General features: G+C 72.4%; 16 protein-coding genes. 11 read left to right on the top strand and 5 right to left on the bottom strand.

Features of this window, described 5'->3' with window-relative positions; translation table 11 throughout:
* Positions 1-76 precede the first annotated feature (76 nt).
* Positions 77-1,312: an MFS transporter gene (locus tag G5C51_RS28280; RefSeq protein WP_338118324.1), complete on the top strand. Its 1,236-nt coding sequence runs from the start codon at positions 77-79 to the stop codon at positions 1,310-1,312.
* A 17-nt stretch (positions 1,313-1,329) separates the two neighbouring features.
* Here G5C51_RS28280 and G5C51_RS28275 read toward each other — a convergent pair whose 3' ends face one another.
* Together G5C51_RS28275 and G5C51_RS28270 are read right to left on the bottom strand one after the other, a co-directional pair.
* Complete coding sequence (locus G5C51_RS28275; RefSeq protein WP_206314418.1) at positions 1,330-2,337, bottom strand: LacI family DNA-binding transcriptional regulator; 1,008 nt, start codon at positions 2,335-2,337, stop codon at positions 1,330-1,332.
* Positions 2,321-4,744 carry a glycoside hydrolase family 3 N-terminal domain-containing protein gene (locus G5C51_RS28270; RefSeq protein ID WP_165241120.1) on the bottom strand — a complete coding sequence of 808 codons (2,424 nt, stop codon included), beginning with the start codon at positions 4,742-4,744 and terminating at the stop codon, positions 2,321-2,323. The genes G5C51_RS28275 and G5C51_RS28270 overlap by 17 nt, the downstream gene beginning before the upstream one ends.
* Positions 4,745-4,990: 246 nt before the next feature.
* Here G5C51_RS28270 and G5C51_RS28265 point away from each other — a divergent pair, with 246 nt between their 5' ends.
* The 3 genes from G5C51_RS28265 to G5C51_RS28255 are packed head-to-tail and all read left to right on the top strand — an operon-like array spanning position 4,991 to position 8,110.
* The gene (locus tag G5C51_RS28265) at positions 4,991-6,316 is read left to right on the top strand and encodes an extracellular solute-binding protein (RefSeq protein ID WP_165241118.1); all 1,326 of its coding nucleotides are present in this window, start codon (positions 4,991-4,993) and stop codon (positions 6,314-6,316) included.
* Positions 6,313-7,218 carry a carbohydrate ABC transporter permease gene (locus G5C51_RS28260; protein ID WP_165241116.1) on the top strand — a complete coding sequence of 302 codons (906 nt, stop codon included), beginning with the start codon at positions 6,313-6,315 and terminating at the stop codon, positions 7,216-7,218. The genes G5C51_RS28265 and G5C51_RS28260 overlap by 4 nt, the downstream gene beginning before the upstream one ends.
* Position 7,219: 1 nt before the next feature.
* Positions 7,220-8,110 (top strand): ABC transporter permease subunit, encoded by an 891-nt coding sequence (locus G5C51_RS28255; RefSeq protein ID WP_165241115.1) that lies wholly within the window; start codon positions 7,220-7,222, stop codon positions 8,108-8,110.
* 5 nt (positions 8,111-8,115) lie between these two features.
* On the opposite strand, the gene G5C51_RS28250 is transcribed toward G5C51_RS28255, so the two are convergent.
* Positions 8,116-8,823 (bottom strand): SDR family NAD(P)-dependent oxidoreductase, encoded by a 708-nt coding sequence (locus G5C51_RS28250; RefSeq protein WP_165241113.1) that lies wholly within the window; start codon positions 8,821-8,823, stop codon positions 8,116-8,118.
* A 221-nt stretch (positions 8,824-9,044) separates the two neighbouring features.
* Here G5C51_RS28250 and G5C51_RS28245 point away from each other — a divergent pair, with 221 nt between their 5' ends.
* The 6 genes from G5C51_RS28245 to G5C51_RS28220 are packed head-to-tail and all read left to right on the top strand — an operon-like array spanning position 9,045 to position 15,507.
* The gene (locus G5C51_RS28245) at positions 9,045-10,637 is read left to right on the top strand and encodes an ABC transporter substrate-binding protein (RefSeq protein WP_165241111.1); all 1,593 of its coding nucleotides are present in this window, start codon (positions 9,045-9,047) and stop codon (positions 10,635-10,637) included.
* Between the two features lie 3 nt (positions 10,638-10,640).
* Positions 10,641-11,570 (top strand): ABC transporter permease subunit, encoded by a 930-nt coding sequence (locus tag G5C51_RS28240; protein ID WP_165241110.1) that lies wholly within the window; start codon positions 10,641-10,643, stop codon positions 11,568-11,570.
* A gap of 2 nt (positions 11,571-11,572) precedes the next feature.
* The gene (locus tag G5C51_RS28235; RefSeq protein WP_165241109.1) at positions 11,573-12,511 is read left to right on the top strand and encodes an ABC transporter permease; all 939 of its coding nucleotides are present in this window, start codon (positions 11,573-11,575) and stop codon (positions 12,509-12,511) included.
* Entirely contained in the window at positions 12,508-13,422 is a 915-nt protein-coding gene (locus tag G5C51_RS28230) for an ABC transporter ATP-binding protein (RefSeq protein ID WP_165241107.1), read from the top strand. The genes G5C51_RS28235 and G5C51_RS28230 overlap by 4 nt, the downstream gene beginning before the upstream one ends.
* Positions 13,415-14,269, top strand: a complete 855-nt coding sequence (locus G5C51_RS28225) for an ATP-binding cassette domain-containing protein (protein WP_165241105.1) — start codon at positions 13,415-13,417, stop codon at positions 14,267-14,269. The genes G5C51_RS28230 and G5C51_RS28225 overlap by 8 nt, the downstream gene beginning before the upstream one ends.
* A 14-nt stretch (positions 14,270-14,283) precedes the next feature.
* Positions 14,284-15,507, top strand: a complete 1,224-nt coding sequence (locus G5C51_RS28220) for a sialidase family protein (protein ID WP_165241103.1) — start codon at positions 14,284-14,286, stop codon at positions 15,505-15,507.
* A gap of 70 nt (positions 15,508-15,577) precedes the next feature.
* On the opposite strand, the gene G5C51_RS28215 is transcribed toward G5C51_RS28220, so the two are convergent.
* Both G5C51_RS28215 and G5C51_RS28210 read right to left on the bottom strand, forming a co-directional pair.
* Complete coding sequence (locus G5C51_RS28215; protein ID WP_165241101.1) at positions 15,578-16,360, bottom strand: HpcH/HpaI aldolase family protein; 783 nt, start codon at positions 16,358-16,360, stop codon at positions 15,578-15,580.
* 24 nt (positions 16,361-16,384) lie between these two features.
* Positions 16,385-17,401 carry an aldo/keto reductase gene (locus G5C51_RS28210; RefSeq protein ID WP_338118323.1) on the bottom strand — a complete coding sequence of 339 codons (1,017 nt, stop codon included), beginning with the start codon at positions 17,399-17,401 and terminating at the stop codon, positions 16,385-16,387.
* Positions 17,402-17,560: 159 nt separating this feature from the next.
* On the opposite strand from G5C51_RS28210, the gene G5C51_RS28205 reads away from it, so the two are divergent.
* A partial coding sequence (locus G5C51_RS28205) for a four-carbon acid sugar kinase family protein (RefSeq protein ID WP_165241100.1) occupies positions 17,561-18,371 on the top strand: 811 nt, incomplete at its 3' end.

The following is an 18,371-nucleotide window of genomic DNA, read 5'->3' as shown; positions in this document are numbered from 1 at the left end:
GGTGCGGGGCATGGGGCTCCTGCCGGGCGGGAAAACCGGTGGCATTGATTAGGGTAACGACTGTTACCTTTACGGCGTGAACGAGAACTGCACAGACACTCCCGCGTCCACCACCACCTCTCGACTGCTGCGCCGCTCCCTGCCGGGCTGGCTGCTCGCGCTCACTCTGACGACCTTCGCATTCTCCACCGACGACTATCTCGTGGCCGGCGTGCTGCCCGGCCTCGCCGACGACCTGCACGTGGCGGAGTCGACCGCGGGACAGCTGGTCACGGTCTTCTCCCTGGTGTTCGCGCTGGCCGCGCCGGTGGCGGCCGTCGTCACCGCCGACTGGCCACGCCGGCCGCTGTTCACCGCCGCCCTGGCCGTCTTCACCGCCGCCAACCTCGTCATGCCGTTCGTCACCGCGTTCCCGCTGCTCATGGCGCTACGGGTGCTCGCCGCCCTGGCCGCGGCCGTGGTGGTGCCCGGCGCTCTCGGCGCCGCGGCCGTGCTGGCGCCGCCGGAGCGCCAGGGCCGCTATCTCAGCATCGTGCTCGGCGGACTCACCACCGCGCTGCTCCTCGGCGTCCCGCTGGGCACGTGGGTAGGCGCGGTGGCGGGCTGGCAAGGGGCGTTCGTGCTCGGCGGCCTGCTGGGGGCCGCGGCCCTGATCGCGTTGTACGTAACCCTGCCGGAGCCACCGCGCGGCGAGCGGCTGCGGCTGGCGGACCGGCTGGCGCCGCTCACCCGCCCAGGACTGCTCGTGGGGCTGACGGCGACCGCCTTCGCCGTCCTCGGCAACCTCGCCCTGCTCACGTATCTCGCCGTCTATCTCCGCGACCTGGCAGGGATCGGCCCCACCGGGCTCGGCGTCGTCTTCGTGCTCGCCGGCGTCGCAGGCCTCGTGGGCGGGCAGCTCGGCGGTCCGGCCGCGGACCGCTGGGGTGCGGAGCGGGCGCTGCTCATGGGCTGCGTGGCGTTCGCCGTCGTGATGCTCGGGCTGGCGGCCTGCTGGCCGCTGCGGCCGGCGCCGCTGGTCCTCGTCATGCCGCTGCTTCTGCTCTGGTCGGCCGCCGCCTGGTGGATCCCGCCCGCCGCGAGCGCCCGGCTGCTGCGGCTCGCCGGACCGGCCGGGCAGCAGGCCCTCGCGCTGAACAGCAGCGCCGTCTACCTCGGCGTCGCCGGCGGCGGTGCCGCGGGCGGGCTGCTGCTCGGCACGCTGGGCAGCGGCGCGCTGCCGCTGGGCGCCGCGGTGGCGCAAGGCGTGGCGCTGGCGCTGTTCGCCCTGACGTCGCGGTGGGCGCCGGGGGGACGCGGGTCCCGTCGATAAGTCAGCGACTTAGCGACTCAACGACATGGCGCCGTCGAAGCCCGCGTCACCAGCTCCGTCGCCAGCTCGATGTGGTGCGACTCGATCTTCTCCCCGTTGGCGAGACGCAGAGCCGTGCGCAGCGCGACGCTCCCCATCTCGCGGATCGGCTGCCGGACAGTGGTCAGCGGCGGCGAGGCCATCCGGGCCAGAAGCGTGTCGTCGAAGCCGACCACGCTCAGATCCTCGGGGATACGCAGCCCACGGGTCCGGGCGGCCTCGATGACGCCGAAGGCGATCTCGTCGTTCCCGGCGAAGATCGCCGTCGGCGGCTCGTCCAGGTCCAGCAGCGCCCCGGCGCTGCGCAGCCCGGCCTGGTACTTGAACTCCCCGGGCCGGATGTAGTCGGTGGGCACCGGCGCGCCCGCCGCCTCCATGGCGGCCCGGTAGCCGTGCATCCGCGCCTGGTTGCATACGGCCATGGCCGGGCCGCCGACATAGCCGACGCGGCGGTGGCCGAGGGAGAGCAGGTGCTGGGTCGCGGCCAGGCCGCCGGCGAAGTTGGTCGCCCCGACGCTGTTGACCCGGCTGTGCGGCAGGTGCAGCGGGTCGAGCACGACCAGCGGCAGGCCGGCCCGGTCCAGCGCGTCCAGGTGCGCGGCGGTGTAGACGCTGGTGACCGCGATGAGGGCGCGGCGCCCGGCCGCGACCAGGTCCCGGGCCCAGTTCGTGGTGAGCGACGCCTTGCTGGTCACCACCGAGGCCCCCAGGTCGTCGGCGGCATCCATGATGCCTTCCAGCGCCTCGGCCGAATACGACTTGAGGTCGCCGGCGAACTGCACCTCGATGGTGGGGCTCGCCGCCGCCTCGGAGTGGCGGAACACGGGGGCGATGTAGTCGTGCTGGAGCAGCAGCTCCCGAACCCGGGCGCGGGTCTGCGGCGCGACATCGCTGCGGCCGTTCACCACCTTGGACACCGTGGCGACCGAGACCCCCGCGGCGCGGGCGATGGTCGCCAAGGTGGTGCGTCTAGCGTCCTGCGGCATCGTCTTCTCCCGGCTGTACGTCAACCGGCGTGGTGAGCCGCCGGTCGTGGCCGACCACACGGGTGGAGCCGGTCAACTGTACGGTAACCCGGCAGGTCAGGTCGGCCGACGAGGTGCCGACGAACGCCTCGACCTCGCCGGGTTCGACGATCCGCCGCAGATCCCGGCCGGTGAACGCGGTCCGGTCGGCATGCACCCGGAACTCCACCCGGGTGCTCGCGCCCGGCTCCAGCCGCACCGGGGCGAAGCCGGCCAGCTGCCGGGCCGGCCGGGTCACCGTGGCGAGCACGTCGCGCAGATACAGCTGGACGACCTCGTGGCCGGCCCGGTCGCCGGTGTTGCGCACCCGCACCGAGACCGCGAACTCACCGTCGGTGGGTATCTCGGTCGCGCTCACGCGCATGTCGTCGACCGCGAAGGAGGTGTACGACCTCCCGTAGCCGAAGGGGAACAGCGGCGTCGGGTCGATGTTGCTGATGCCCTGGGTGTTCCCGCCCAGCGGCGGCTCCAGATACGTGCCGGGCTGGCCGCCGGGACGGCGGGGGATCTGCACCGGCAGCTTGCCGGCCGGCTGTACCCGCCCGGACAGCACGCCGGCGATCGCCGCCGCGCCCTCCTGGCCCGGCATGAACGCCTGCACCAGTCCGGCGGCCTGCGGATGGACCTCGCCCAGCGCGTACGGGCGTCCGGAGACCACGACCACGACCACCGGTGTCCCGGTGGCGAAGAGCTCCGCGAGCAGCTCGGCCTGCACGCCCGGCAGCCGCAGATCCTCGGCGTCGCAGCCCTCGCCGGAGGTGCCGTTGCCGAACAGGCCCGCGCGGTCGCCGACCACCGCCACGCAGAGATCCGCCCCGCGGGCGGCGCCCGTCGCCGCGGTGAAGCCGGACCGGTCCGCGCCGGACACGTCGCACCCCGGCTCGTTCACGATCTCGGCGTCCGGCAGCTCGGCGCGCAGCGCGTCGACGACGGTCGGTGCCGTCACGCCCAGTCCCATGCCGGGGTGGCGGGGCAGGACGTGGTTGGGGAAGGCGTAACAGCCCATGAGCGTGCGCGCGTCGTCGGCGCACGGGCCGATCACGGCGACCCGGCCCGGCGCCGTACGCCCGTCGCCCAGCAGCGGCAGCGCGCTGCCCTGGTCGAGCAGCACGACGGACCGCTCGGCCAACTCCCTGGCCAGCTCCCGGTTGTCCGGTGAGTCCAGGTCGACATCGGCGGCGGCGGCGACCGATGCCTCGGGTGTCCAGTCGGCGTCGAGGAGTCCGAGCTCGGCCTTCTGGGTCAGCAGCCGGCGTACCGCCCGGTCCACGACGGACTCGGGCAACTCGCCCTGCCGGACCCGCTCCACGAGATGCCTACCGAAGCCGAGCGTGTCCGGCAGCTCCACGTCGATGCCCGCGCCGAGCGCCAGCACGCCCGCGTGGTCGGTGTCGGCCGCCACCCCGTGCATGGCGGCGAGGAACGCGATCGCCCCGTAGTCGGAGACGACCGTGCCCTCGAACCCCCAGTCACCGCGCAGCAGATCGGTCAGCAGCCAGGAGTCGATGCCGGCCGGGACGCCGTCCACCTCGGAGTAGGAGTTCATCACCGAACGGGCCCCGCCCACCGCGATCGCGGTCTCGAACGGCGGCAGCATGACGTCCATCAGCTCGCGGCGGCCGATCGGCGCGGGGCCGTGGTTGCGCCCGCCGCGGGACGCGGAGTACCCGGCGAAGTGCTTCAGGGTGGCGATGACGCCGGCGCGCTCCAGCCCGGAGACGTAGGCGGCGCCGAGCATCGAGACCAGATACGGGTCCTCGCCCATGGTCTCCTCGACCCGGCCCCACCGGTAGTCGCGGACCACGTCGAGGACGGGCGCGAGGCCCTGGTGGACGCCGACCGCGCTCAAGTCCCGGCCGAGCGCGGCACCCAGCCGGCCCACGAGGTCCGGGTCGAAGGTCGCGCCCCACGCGATGGCCGCGGGATAGACCGTGGCGCCGTACGTGTTGAACCCGGTGAGGCACTCCTCGTGCACCAGCGCGGGGATGCCGAGCCGATTGCCGCGCTGGACCGTGTGCTGCGACCTGACCAGCTCGGCGGACCCCTCCGCCACCGTCACCGGACGGCTGCCGTACATGCGGGTGAGGTGGCCGAGGCCGTCGCGGGCGGCCTCGTCGAGCGGCACGTTCCCGGGCTCCGCGAACACCTCCTCCAGCGGTGCGACGTTGAGGCTCCTGGCCTCCCCGTCGGCATCGCCGGACGTGTGCACCAGGCCGTTGCCGATCCAGCGGCTGCCGAGCTGCGCGACCTTCTCCGCCAGCGTCATCTCGGCCAGGAGGGCGTCGACCCGGTCCAGGACCGGGAGCGCGGGATCCTGCCAGCGCGGCACGGTCCGGCTCGTCAACGGCAGTGAATCAGCGGTAGGCATCGCATGCTCCCCTGTAAATGTGCCCGGTGATCTCGAAAACTTTTCGAGCTCTGCCAAGCGTCTCCGCGAGTCATGTCCGCCAGATATTACGCAGATAACGGTTGCGCGACAACGTACTTGCAGACTCCTTGACAGTCATGAACCCGAATCCTAATTTGCACTCACGAGATTCGCAGCAGGCCAAGTTTCGAAAAGTTTTCACCGCGGCTCACGAGCAGCCGGCGGCCCTCGAGTGCGGAGACAATCATGGAGAAATCCCTCTCGCGTCGTACCCTCCTCGGCATGGCCGCCGGCGTGCCGCTGTCCGCGGCGCTCGCGGCCTGCGGCTCTTCCGGTCCCACCAAGGGCGGCGGCGCCGGCGGCAAGGCCTCGTACTGGTACCTGAGCGGCCAGCCGCAGGAAGGCGTCAGGACCGGTGCCCTGGAGGCCTTCAACAAGGCCAACCCCAAGTCGAAGATCAACGGCACCACCTTCCAGAACGACGCGTACAAGACGAAGATCAAGACCGCCATCGGCGCGGGGCAGGCGCCCACCCTCATCTGGGGCTGGGGCGGCGGGACGCTGCGCAGTTACGTCAAGGCGGGGCAGGTCGAGGACCTCAGCTCGTGGTTCGACGAGCACCAGGAGGTCAGGAAGCGGCTGTTCCCGTCCTCGTTCGGCCCGGCGACCATCGACGGCAAGGTCTACGCGATGCCGTGCGAGACGGTGCAGCCGATCGTCCTCTACTACAACAAGAAGGTCTTCGACGACGTCGGGGTGAAGCCGCCGCAGTCCTGGGGCGACATCATGGACCTGGTGCCGAAGTTCAAGGCGAAGGACGTGGCGCCGTTCGCCCTCGGCGGCCAGTCCCGGTGGACGAACATGATGTGGCTGGAGTTCCTCTTCGACCGCATCGGCGGCCCCGAGGTGTTCGCGGCCATCTTCGACGGCCACAAGAACGCCTGGTCCGACCCGGCCGCCATCGACGCGCTGACCAAGGTGCAGGAACTGGTCAAGGCCGGCGGGTTCATCAAGGGCTTCTCCTCGATCACCGCGGACTCCAACGCCGACCAGGCGCTGCTGTACACCGGCAAGGCCGCGATGATGCTGCACGGCTCCTGGTCGTACGGCATCCAGAAGCACGACGGCGGTGACTTCGTCCAGGACGGCAACCTCGGATTCATGAACTTCCCGCCCGTCGACGGCGGCAAGGGCGATCCGGGCAACACCGTCGGCAACCCCGGCCAGTACCTGTCCATCTCCTCCAAGGCGAGCGCCGAGGAGAAGAAGATCGCCAAGGAGTACTTCATCAAGGGCGTCCTGCAGGAGGCCGAGGTGAAGGCCTGGATCAAGAACGGCTCCGTGCCGCTCCTGCTGGGCACGGAGAAGCAGTTGGCCGCCTCCGACGACGCCGAGTTCCTGAAGTTCACGTACGACATCGCCAGCAAGGCCAAGACCTTCGGCCAGTCCTGGGACCAGGCGCTCAGCCCGACGGCCGCCGAGACGCTGCTGGACAACATCGTCAAACTCTTCCAGCTGTCCATCTCGCCGAAGAAGTTCGCCTCCAACCTCAACGCGGTCATCGGGAAATGAGCTCACTGACCCACCACGCGCCCCGCAGCGGCCGGCGCGGCAGCCTCCTGCCGTGGCTGGCCGCGCCCGCGCTGGTCTTCTTCATCGGCTTCGCCGTCATCCCGCTCGTCGGCGTCTTCGCGCTGGGCTTCACGACGTGGGACGGGATCGGCGCCATCCACCCCTCCGGGTTCGACAGTTGGCGCGCGGTGCTCACCGACCCCGGGCTGCCGCACGCCCTGCTGGTGACGTTCGGCGTGATGGTCGCGTCATGGGCGTTCCAGACGCCGATGAGCATTCTGCTCGGTACGTTCATGGCCGGCCGCCAGCGCTACCGGGCCGTCCTCGGCGTGATCTACTTCATCCCGCTGCTGCTCAGCTCGGCCGCGATCGCCGTCGCGTACAAGGCGCTGCTGAACCCCACCTTCGGGCTCGGCGCGGGCCTGGGCGTCGACTGGCTCAGCAAGGACTGGCTGGGGCAGCCGGGACTCGCGTTCGGTGTCGTCATCTTCATCGTCTCCTGGCAGTTCATCCCGTTCCACTCGCTGATCTACCAGGGCGGTGTGCAGCAGATTCCGGCGTCCCTGTACGAGGCCGCACAGCTGGACGGCGCCGGACGGGTGCGGCAGTTCTTCAGCATCACGCTGCCCGCGCTGAAATACACCATCATCACCTCGTCGACGCTGATGGTGGTCGGCTCGCTGACCTTCTTCGACCTGATCTACGTCCTGACCGAGGGCGGCCCCGGGGACGCCACCCGGGTCCTCGCACTCGACATGTACAAGCGGGGCTTCCAGGCCAACCTGATGGGTCCGGCCAGCGTCATCGCGACCATCCTCGTCCTGGTGGGCCTCGGCCTCGCCCTGCTGCTGCGCCGGCTCGGCGGCAAGGACGCCGCCGCGAGCCAGCTCGAGGGGGCCTGACGTGACCACCACACTGACCAAGCCGCAGCGCCAGGAGAAGATCGCCCGCCGCGAGCGGCGCCCTCGCTCCGCCACGCAACGCCGCAACTGGCTCGGCGGCCTGTCCGGCTGGCTCTGGCTCGTCGTCGTGGCGGTGCCGCTGTACTGGACCGTGATCACCAGCCTCAAGGACCAGAGCAAGTACTACGCGGGCAACGCCCTCGCGCCCTCGGCCGATTCCACGCTGGACAACTACCGGCTGGTGATCGAGTCCGACTTCGGCCAGTACTTCATCAACAGCGTCGTGGTCGCCGTCGGAGCGGTGGTGCCGGCGATCACGTTCTCCTTCATGGCCGCCTACGCGATCGTGCGCGGCGGCAGCACGCGCTTCCTGCGCGTGGTCAACGGCCTCTTCCTCATGGGCCTCGCCATCCCGCTGCAGGCGACGATCATCCCGATCTACCTGATCGTCATCAAGCTGCACCTGTACGACAGCCTGCTGGCGCTCATCCTCCCGTCGATCGCCTTCGCCATCCCGCTGTCGGTGCTGGTGCTCGCCAACTTCATCCGCGACGTGCCCAAGGAGCTGTTCGACTCGATGCGGGTCGACGGCGCCACCGAGTGGACGACGCTGTGGCGGCTCGCGGCGCCGCTCACGCGGCCGGCCCTCATCACGGTGACCATCTACAGCGCGCTGACGATCTGGAACGGATTCCTGCTGCCGCTGGTCCTCACCCAGAGCCCGGACAAGCGGACCCTGCCGCTCGCCGTGTGGTCCCTGCAGGGCCAGTTCCAGGTCAACGTCCCCGCCATCCTCGCCGCCGTCGTCCTGACGACCCTGCCCATCCTGGTCCTGTACGCCTTCGGCCGCCGCCAGCTGCTCAGCGGACTGACCGCGGGCTTCGGCAAGTGACGGCATCACGACGCCAGTGAGGCGCCCCCGCACATCACCAGCTGCTGTCCCGTCACCGAACCGCCGTCGGGGCCCAGCAGAAACGCCGTGAGTGCGGCGACCTCCGCCGGGCGTACGAGACGGCCCAGGGCCGGGGTGCGCGGGGGAGTGGCGGCGCGGGCCGGGTCGTGGAGCATCGGGGTGTCGGTGGGGCCCGGGGCCACGACGTTCACGGTGATGGCGCGCGGTGCGAGTTCGGCGGCCCAGGCGCGGGCTAGTGCGGGGAGTGCCGCCTTGGTGGCGGCGTACTGGCTCTTGCCGGGAACGCCGGCGGCCGTGCGGCTGCCGAGCAGGACGATGCGGCCGCCGTCGGGGATGCGGTGGAGCAGGGCGTCCAACAGGACGGTGGCGGCCTGGACGTGGACGCGCCACATGCGTTCCCCCGCGGCTGCGTTGAGTTCGCCGAGGGGCGCGGACGCCTGCATCCCCGCGGCGTGCACGACGGCGTCGAGCGGGGCGTTGCCGGGGAGGGCCGCGGCGATCGCCTGATCCAGGCCCGCGGGTGCGGCCAGATCCACCGGGCGCCAAGTCAGCGCCGGATGCCCCTGGTCAGGTTCGGTACGGCTCAGCGCTGTGACCCGCCAGCCGTCGGTCAGCAGGCGGTCGGTGATGGCCGCGCCGATGCCGGAGCTGGCTCCCGTGACGAGTGCGTGCGGGGGAGGGGACGGTGACAAGGCGGGCTCCCGGGTGGCTGGTTGACGGCGTTGCCGCGCGTTTTCCGCGCAGCGGCGGAGCACTGATCATGCCCTCTCTGCGCGATTCACGCGAGACCCCTTGCGCGTAACGCGCAATCATGCGAGGTTTTCGGCCGCGACCAGCACCGCGTTCGCCACCTTCGCGGGGACGCTCTCGGTGCATCGGGCCGGTCGCCCCTGAGACCGCGAGAAGGCCGACGATGACTTCTGATGCTGCCCTCGATCCGTACACACCCGGCATCTCCCGCCGCGGCCTGCTGCGTTGGGGCGCCCTGGGCGGGGGCAGTCTCGCCCTGGGCGGGCCGCTGGCCGCCTGCGCCGGGCCGACCGGGCTGCCGGGGCCCGGCACCCTGACGCTAGGGCTGACCCGGTCGCTGGTCAGCCTCGACAACAAGCTCAATCAGTTCGACGCGGCGGTCACCGTCCAGCGCGCCGTACGCCAGGCGCTGACTACGCTCGGGCCGGGCCTGAAGCCGCGCCTCGTCCTCGCCGACCGGTTCGAGATGACGGAGCCGACGGCCTGGACGGTCAGGCTGCGCAAGGGAGTTCGTTACGCGGACGGCTCGCCCGTGACCGTCGAGGACGTCGACACCGCGCTGCGCATGTACGGCAAGGTCAACGGTTCCTTCCTGCTCGGCCTCTTCCCCGAGCTGCCCGAGGTCGAGAAGACCGCGGACGCCCGCACCTTCCGGCTGCGCACCGAGCGGCCGGTGCCGATCCTCGACCGGCTGATGGCCAACATCCACATCACCCCGGCCGATGCCAATAAGCCGGAGGAGCTGCAGAGCGGCCTCGGCTCAGGCCCGTACCGGGTCGCGCGCGCCAATTCCGGCGCCGGCGAGTACACGCTCGCCCGCAACCCGCGCTACTGGGGACCGAAGCCGCCGCTCGAGACGGTCCGCGTGCGCTACGTACCCGAGGAATCCAGCCGGGTCGTGGCGCTGCGCAGCGGCGAACTCGACGTGGTTGACACGCTCAGCCCGGACGCCGCCGAGCAGCTCACCGGACTGCCCGGGGTCTCCCTGGAGCGGGGCGACGGCGTCCGGGTCTGCCAGCTCTTCTACAACTTCCGCAAGCCGAAGAACCATCCGCTGTCCGACCCGCGGGTCCGGCAGGCGCTGGCGTACGCCATCGACGGCGAAGCCCTGCTGCGCGACGTGCTCGCCGACTCGGCCAGCCCGCTGCGCGGCGTCGTACCGACGAACCTCGACGGCGCCGTGGAGACCGGCTCCTTCACCCACGACCCGGCCCGCGCCCGCGCCCTGCTGCGCCGGCACGGCGCGGACAACCTCCGGCTCACGTTCATGTGGGAGAGCGGCGAGTTCGCCGGTGACGCCTCGGTGATGGAGGCGGTCGCCGACATGCTCGGCGACGTCGGGGTCCGCGTCACGCTCAAGCAGTTCCAGCCCGGCGGCGACATCCTCAAGTGGCGTCAGGGCAGGGGCGGCGACTGGGACGTCATCGGCAACGGCTTCCCGAGCCCCACCGGGCTCGCCCTCACCTGCCTGCAGGGCATGTACGCCGGCACGGCGGAGAAGGAGCGCACCCGGGAGGCCTTCATGGGCTACGTCTTCCCGAAGATCGCCGACGGGATCGAGGAGGCCTCCGTCGAGGTCGACGACGCGGAGCGGCAACGCAAGCTCGCGGCCGTGCAGAAGGCGATCTGGGACACCTGGCCCGCGCTGTGGGGCTTCGTCCCCAAGACGCTGCTCGCCCGCCGCGGCCGGGTCCGCGACGTCGGCCTGCTGCCGACCAACTCGTACGACCTGACCGCCGTACACCTGGAGGGCTGAGCCGTGCCGACCTATCTGCTGCGGCGCCTCGGCCAGAGTGTGCTGACCGTCTTCCTCACCCTCACCGCCGTCTTCCTGCTGGTCCGGCTCGCGCCCGGCGACCCGGCCGCCGCCTATGCGGCACCGACCGCCTCCGCCGAGGAACTCGTCCGCATCCGCGGCCAGTTCGGCCTCGACCGGCCGCTGCTCGTCCAGTACGGGATCTACCTGCGCGACCTGGTCAGCGGCGATCTGGGCACCAGCTACTCGTTCCACTCGCCCGCTTTCGACGTCGTGATGGACCGGCTGCCGTACACGATCACGCTCGCCGTCTCCGCGATCGCGGTGACGGTGCTGGTGGCCGTGCCGCTCGGGGTGTGGATGGCGCGGCGCGCGGACACCCGGCGCGAGCTGGGCGCCAACATCCTCACCATCACCGGCCAGTCGATGCCGGACTTCTGGACCGGCGTGATGCTGCTGACCGGCTTCGCCGTGGTCATTCCGGTGCTGCCCGCCTCCGGGTTCACCAGCTGGGGCGGGCTGGTGCTGCCGACGATCACCGTGGCCATCCTCCAGTTCGCGCTGGTCTCCCGCCTCGTGCGGCGCGAGATGACGACCGCGCTGGCGGCGCCGTACACGACGGTGGCGCGCTCGCGCGGCGTCGCCGAGCGGGCGCTGGTGTGGCGATACGCGCTCGGGAACTCGGCGGTGCCGCTGGTCACGGCGGTCGGGACGCGGTTCGCCGCGCTGCTCAACGGCGTCGTGGTGGTCGAGGTCGTGTTCGCCTGGCCCGGCGTCGGCTCGCTCGTCGTACGCGCCCTGGAGACCCGTGACTACCCGCTCATCCAGGCCACGGTCCTGATCACTGCGAGCCTGGCCATCCTCGTCCAGCTCCTCGTCGACCTCCTCTACCCGCTGCTCGATCCGCGGGTCCGACTCGGAAAGGCGGCCTGAGCATGACCACCGCCGGCATCCCCACCGCCAGGACCGGAGGCCGCCCCAGCGCCGTCACCGCCCGCGACCTGGCCCGCGCCACCGCGACCCGCCGCCGCTCGGCGAACCGCGTCAAGCTGTGGGCGGGTTCGGTCTGCACGGCCCTCGTCGTGCTGCCGATCCTCCTCGCCCAGCTGCTCCCGCTGCCGGACGCCAACGACCAGGAACTCGGCGCCCGCCGGCTGCCCCCGCTCACCGAAGGCCACCTCTTCGGCACCGACCAGCTCGGCCGCGACCTGCTCTCGCGCGTGCTGCACGGCGGCCAGGTCTCGCTGACGGTCGGCGTGCTCGCGGTGGTCGTATCCGGGCTGATCGGCATCGCGGCCGGCGCCGCCGCCGGGTACTTCGGGGGGTGGATGGACGCCGTCGTCTCCCGGGTCCTGGAGGCCCAGCTGGCGCTGCCGCTGCTGATGATGCTGCTCCTGGTGGTCGCGCTGTTCGGATCGTCGGTCACGGTCATCACGGCGGTCATCGCCGTCGCCCAGTGGCCGGAAGTGGCCCGGCTGACGCGGTCGTTGGTGCTGGTCGAGCGGGAGAAGCCGTACGTGGCGGCGGCCCGGGTCCTCGGGCTGCGGGGGCTGACCATCCTGGCGCGGCACGTGGTGCCGAACGTGGTCCGGCCGGTCAGCCTGGTCGTCCTGCTGCTGCTCGCCCAGGCGGTGCTCCTGGAGAGCGCGCTGAGTTATCTCGGCGCCGGACCCGAGCGGCCGTTCGCCACCTGGGGCCGGATCATCTCCGACGGCCAGGACTACCTGACCACCTCCTGGTGGCTCATCACCCTCCCCGGCCTGGTCATCGCCCTCCTCGTGGTCGGCGTGAACCTGCTCGGGGACGCACTGCGGGACGGCGGCGGCCGCACGTCCCGGACGAAGGCAGCCAAGGCCGACGGAGGCACGGCATGAAGGACGGCACGCAGGACATCGCCAAGGACGGCACGCAACACGTCGCCACGGACGGCACGCCGCTGCTCGACGTACGCGAGCTGCAGGTCGAGCTGGTCACCGAGCACGGCATCGTACGGGCCGTCGACGGCATCGACTTCACCGTCGGGCGCGGCGAGACCGTCACCCTCATCGGGGAGTCCGGCTGCGGCAAGTCCACCACCGCCATGGCGCTGCTGCGGCTGCTGCCGGACGGCCTCGCCGTCGTCTCCGGCAGCGCCCGGATCGCAGGCCGCGACACCGTCGCCGACCTGGCGGCAGCCCGGGCGGTACGCGGCCGCACCGTCTCGCTCATCCCGCAGGACCCGATGACGGCGCTCAGCCCCGTCCACACGGTCGGGCGGCAGCTCGGCGACGCGATCCGGCTGCGGCACCCCGCGCTCGGCCGGGCCGAGGCCAGGGCCCGCGGCATCGAGCTGATGCGGCAGGTGCACATCGCCGAGCCGGAACGGCGCTGGAAGGCCTACCCGCACGAATTCTCCGGCGGCATGCTGCAACGAGTCCTGATCGCCATCGCCCTCGCCGCCGAGCCCGAGCTGCTCGTCGCGGACGAGCCGACCTCGGCCCTCGACGCCACCGTCCAGGCAGGCGTCCTGGACCTGCTGATGGAACTGCAGGAACGCACCGGCGTCGCCATCCTCATGATCACGCACGACCTCGGGGTGGCCCGGATCGTCTCCGACCGCATCCACGTGATGAAGGACGGCCGGTTCGTGGAGTCCGGCTCGGCGCCGGAGATCGTCGACGCCCCCGCCGAGCCGTACACCCGCGACCTGCTCGCGTCCGTACCGGCGCTCGGGCCCTGGGACGAGGACAAGCAGCCCGGCCCCGACTCCGCCGCATCGACCCCGAAGGTGATCCCCCATGGCTGAACCGACCGACGCCCCGCTGCTCGCGGTCGAGGACCTGGTCGTCGAGTTCCCGACCGCGAAGGGGCCGCACCGCGCCGTCGACCAGGTCTCCTTCACCGTGCCGCACGGCGGCAGCCTCGCCGTCGTCGGCGAATCGGGCTCGGGCAAGTCGACCATCGCCCGCGCCCTGGTGCGGCTGCTCACCCCCGCCGCCGGGCGGATTCTCCTGGACGGTACGGACATCACCCGGCTTCCGGAGCGCCGCCTGCGGCCGCTGCGGCGGCGGGTCCAGATGGTCTTCCAGGATCCGTACGGCTCGCTGGATCCGCATCTGACCGCGGGCGAGATCGTCGGGGAGCCGCTACGGGTCGCGGGCACCCGCGACCGCCGCGAACGCGAACGCCGGGCGGCCGAACTCCTCGACCGCGTCGGCCTGCCCGCCTCGGCCGCCGCCCGGCGGCCGCCGGAGTTCTCCGGCGGCCAGCGCCAGCGCATCGGCATCGCGCGGGCCCTCGCCTCCCGCCCCGACCTGCTCGTCTGCGACGAGGCCACCTCCGCCCTCGACGTCTCCGTGCAGGCCAAGGTGCTGGAACTCCTCCGGGAGCTGCAGGCCGAGACCGGCGTCGCCTTCCTGGTGATCGCGCACAACCTCGGCGTCGTCCGCGACCTCAGCACCGACCTGCTGGTGCTGCGCGACGGCCGGGTCGTCGAGACGGGCCGTACCGGAGACGTCCTCGCCTCGCCCGCCGAGCCCTACACCCGCGCCCTGCGCCGCGCCGCCATCGACCCGCACGCCGTCCGTGGCATCAAGCCGCGCGCGATGCTGACGGCCGCGACCGCCGCCCTGTCCGCACCGACCCCTTCCTGAGGAGCCGTCCTTCCATGGCCCGCACCACGGTCCCGCCGACCGCCGTGTCCGATACCGCGCCCCTGGACCACCGCCCGTCGCCCGGCCGCCGCGACACCGAGATACCGTCCCCCGCGGTCCAGGCCCACGCCGCCAGCCTGGGTGTGCTGGCCGACGGCTCGCTCGCCTGCGTCTGGTTCGCCGGGACCCAGGAGGGCGTACCGGACATCAGCATCTACCTCTCCCGCTACCGCGGCCCCGACGCCGCACCCGGCGAGGAGTGGACGCGGCCGGTCAAGGTCTCCGAGGACCCGGGCCGCTCCGAGCAGAACCCGCTGCTCTTCCCCACCCCCGGCGGCGAGTTGTGGCTGCTGCACACCGCCCAGCTCGCCGGCCACCAGGACACCGCCGAGGTGCGCCTGCGCGTCAGCCGTGACAACGGCGCCAGCTGGGGCGCCACCCGCACCCTCTTCCCGGCGGACGAGCGCGGCGGCGTCTTCATCCGCCAGCCCGTCGTGGTGCTGGACTCAGGCCGCTGGCTGCTCCCCGTCTTCCGCTGCACCACGCCGCCGGGCAAGCCGTGGACGGGCGGCGCCGACACCAGCGCCGTCATGGTCAGCGACGACGAAGGGGGCAGCTGGCGCGAGGTGCCGGTCCCGGGGTCGACCGGGCGGGTCCACATGAACATCCAGCCGCTGCCGGACGGTTCGCTGCTCGCCCTGTACCGCTCGCGCTCGGCGGATGCCGTGTACCGCTCGGTGTCGACCGACGACGGCGAGACCTGGACGGTGCCGGAGCCCACGCCCGTACCCAACAACAACTCGTCCGTGCAGTCCCGACTCCTGGCCGACGGCAGCCTGGCCCTGATCCACAACCACGCCTCGGCCGCGGACGCCACCGACCGCCGCACCAACCTCTACGACGAGATCGAGGACGACGCGGCGGCGGTCCGGGCCGCGGAGCGGCGCGCCGCCGGCGCCCCGGGCCGGGAGGTCCCCGAGGTGGACGCCTTCTGGGGTGCCCCGCGCGCCCCGCTCACTCTCTCCTTCTCCTACGACACGGGCCTGACCTGGCCGGTCCGCCGCGACCTGGTCACCGGCGACGGCTACTGCCTGACCAACAACTCCCGCGAGGGCCGTAATCGCGAGCTGTCCTACCCGACCCTTGCCCAGACCCCGGACGGCGCCCTCCACCTCGCGTACACCCATCACCGGCGGGCGATCCGGCACATCCGGCTGGACGCGACGACGCTCGGCTGAGCCCGGACAGCGATGCAGGCCCGGACGCGGAACTCAGCGTCCGGGCCTGCGGCTTGGGGGAGCGAGGCGGTCAGGCTTCCCCGCGGGCGGCGGCGAGGTGCCCGGCGGCGGCCTGCTGGAGGTGGATGACATCGGAGGCGATCGAGGCGAAGGTGAAGCCCTGCGCGAGCCGGCGGGCGGCACTCGCGCCGTCCGGGTTGTGGATGCCGGCGGCGATCCCGGCGGCTTCGGCGGCCTTGCGGATGCGCTCCAGCGCGGCCTCGAACTCCTCCTTCAGGGAGGGGTCGGTGGACGTCGCGCCGCCGAGCGCGAGGCGCAGGTCGGACGGGCCGACGTAGATGCCGTCGAGGCCTGGGGTGGCGCAGATCTCCTCGACGTTGGCGAGGCCGTCCGCGGTCTCGATCATGGCGATGACGGCGGTGGCGTCGTGCGCCTCCGCCGGGTCGGGTCCGATACGCAGCTGGGCGCGCATCGCGCCGTACGAGCGCTTGCCGTGCGGGGCGTAGCGGGCGGCGGCCACCGCCTCGGCGGCGTCGGCCGCGGAGTCGACGAGCGGGACGATGACGGCGGCGGCGCCCGCGTCGAGCGCCTGGCCGATGTAGACCGGGTCGTTGGCCTCGACGCGGACGATGCCGGTGGCGGTCGAGCCCTTGACGTCGGTGGCGAGCAGGTTGTGCAGCATGCCCTGGTAGCCGAACAGGCCGTGCTGGGCGTCGAAGGCGAGGTAGTCGTAGCCGAGGAGGGCGAGGCGCTCGGCGGCGATCGGGGAGTCGAGCAGGGACCAGTAGCCGAGGAGGGACTCGCGGCCGCGCAGGGCGGCGGTGAACTCGGCGGGGGTGCGACCGGTGGGCATCAGAGGGCTCCAGCGAGATGGGTGTCAGCGGTTGTACGCGGGCATCGGGCCGCGCAGCCGCGCGCCGACCTTGTCACAGGCGGCGAGCAGGTCGGCGTCGAGCGGCCCGGTCCTGGCGGCGGCGAGGTTGGCGCGCAGCTGCGCGGTGCGGGAGCCGCCGAGGAGGAGGAAGTCCGTGGAGTCGCGGCCGAGCAGCCAGCGCAGGGCGAGCTCGGTGAGCGCGATCCCGGCCGCGTCGGCGAGACCTTGGAGGTCGGCGACGGCGCGGAAGAGCTCCTCGGACCAGTACCGCTCCTTGTACATGGCGGCCACCCTGGAGTCGCCGAACCGGCCGGTGGCCGGGTCCTGGTCGAAGCGGTGCCGGCCGGTGAGCAGCCCGCCGCCGAGGGGGTTGTAGACCATGGTGCGGAGGCCGGCGACGGCCGCGTACTCGACGTACTCCTCCTCGATCCGGCGGGCGAGGAGGTTGTGCAGCTGCTGGGCGACGACGGGGCGCGGGGCGCCCACCTCGTCCGCCGTCCGGCTCACCTCGGCGATCTGCCAGGCCGCGTAGTTGGAGACGCCCAGGGCGCGGACCTTGCCCTCGCGGACGAACTCGGCGACGGTGGCGAGGGTTTCGGTGAGTGGCGTGCCGCGGTCCGGCTGGTGCAGGTAGAAGAGGTCGACGTGGTCCGTATCGAGGCGCTTGAGGCTGCCGTCGAGGGCGGCGCGCAGTCCGGCGGCGGAGAGCGGGGCGTGCTCGCCCTGGTCGGGGTGGGGCATGCCGGCCTTGGTGGCCAGCACGATCCGGTCGCGGCGGCCCGGCAGCAGCTCGGCCAGGATTCGCTCACTGGCGCCGCCCGCGTATCCGTTGGCGGTGTCGACGCCGGTCACGCCCGCGTCCAGGGCGACGTCCAGCATCTCGGCGGCGGTGGCCTTGTCGGCGGTGTCGCCGAACGTCATCGTGCCCAGGACCAGCCGGGACAACGGGACGGGAACGCCGGGTATTCGGCCGGCAGCGGCTGGGTCGGCGGGGCTGGAGGCGTCGGGGCCGGTGCTCACGGCGAGTCCTTCCGGTGGTGGGGCGCGGATGCTCCGGGCGGTGTTCGGAACGCTCGCATGATTGCGTGATCCGCGCAAGAGGTATCGCGCGGAACGCGCAAGGTGTGTCATGATCTGCGTCGGGCGGGCCGGACAAGGCCGCTCCCCAAGGAGGAAGTTGTGGCCTCAGCAGCAACCGCGCCCCCGCGTACGGCGGGCGTGCTCGCGCTCGCTGACGATCTCAGCGGCGCCGCGGAAGTGGCCGTGGCGCTGCGGCGGGCGGTGCGGGTGGAGTTGGCGGGCGGCGGGCGTGTGGCCGCTTCCGTAACGTCCGCGTCCCCGTCCCCGTCCACGGTGATCGATCTCGACTCGCGCTCCCTGTCGCCAGCCGAGGCGGCCGACCGGGTGCGTGCCGCCCTGTCCGCTTACAACGGAGCCGCCGGGCAGGTGCGGTACAAGAAGGTCGACTCGCAGCTGCGCGGCAATCTCGCCGCCGAGGCGGCCGCCTACGCCGAGGGCGCGGATGGCCTGCTCATCGCCCCGGCGCTGCCCGCCGCAGGGCGGACCGTCCGGGACGGCGTCGTCCACCTGCAAGGGGTCCCGCTGCAGCACACCGATGGGTGGCGTGCCGAAGGCCGCCCCGCCCCGGCGTCCATAGCCGAGGCGCTGTCCGGGCTGCCAACCCGCCTCATCGGACTGGATGTTGTACGGGACGGCCCCGACGCGCTGGTGGGCGGGCTGGCCGCGGCCCTCACCGGGGGACGGCATGTGATCGCCGACGCCGAGACGGACGCCGACCTGGATGCCCTCGCCCGCGCGGCCCTCGTCGTCGGCCCCCGGCTGCGCCTGCTCGGCGCGGGTGGGCTGGCGAGTGCGCTTGGGCGGGCGCTGCCCGATGCCGCTGCGCCCGGCGGGCGGGCTGCGTCGGGCGCTCACGCTGCGTTGGGCGCTCAGGCTGCGGACGGCGACGGCGACGGCGCTGGTGCCGGCC

Origin of the sequence: Streptomyces coryli (genome assembly GCF_011044975.1) — a bacterium.
Lineage (GTDB): Bacteria > Actinomycetota > Actinomycetes > Streptomycetales > Streptomycetaceae > Streptomyces > Streptomyces coryli.
This window is presented reverse-complemented; position numbering and strand designations above follow the sequence as displayed.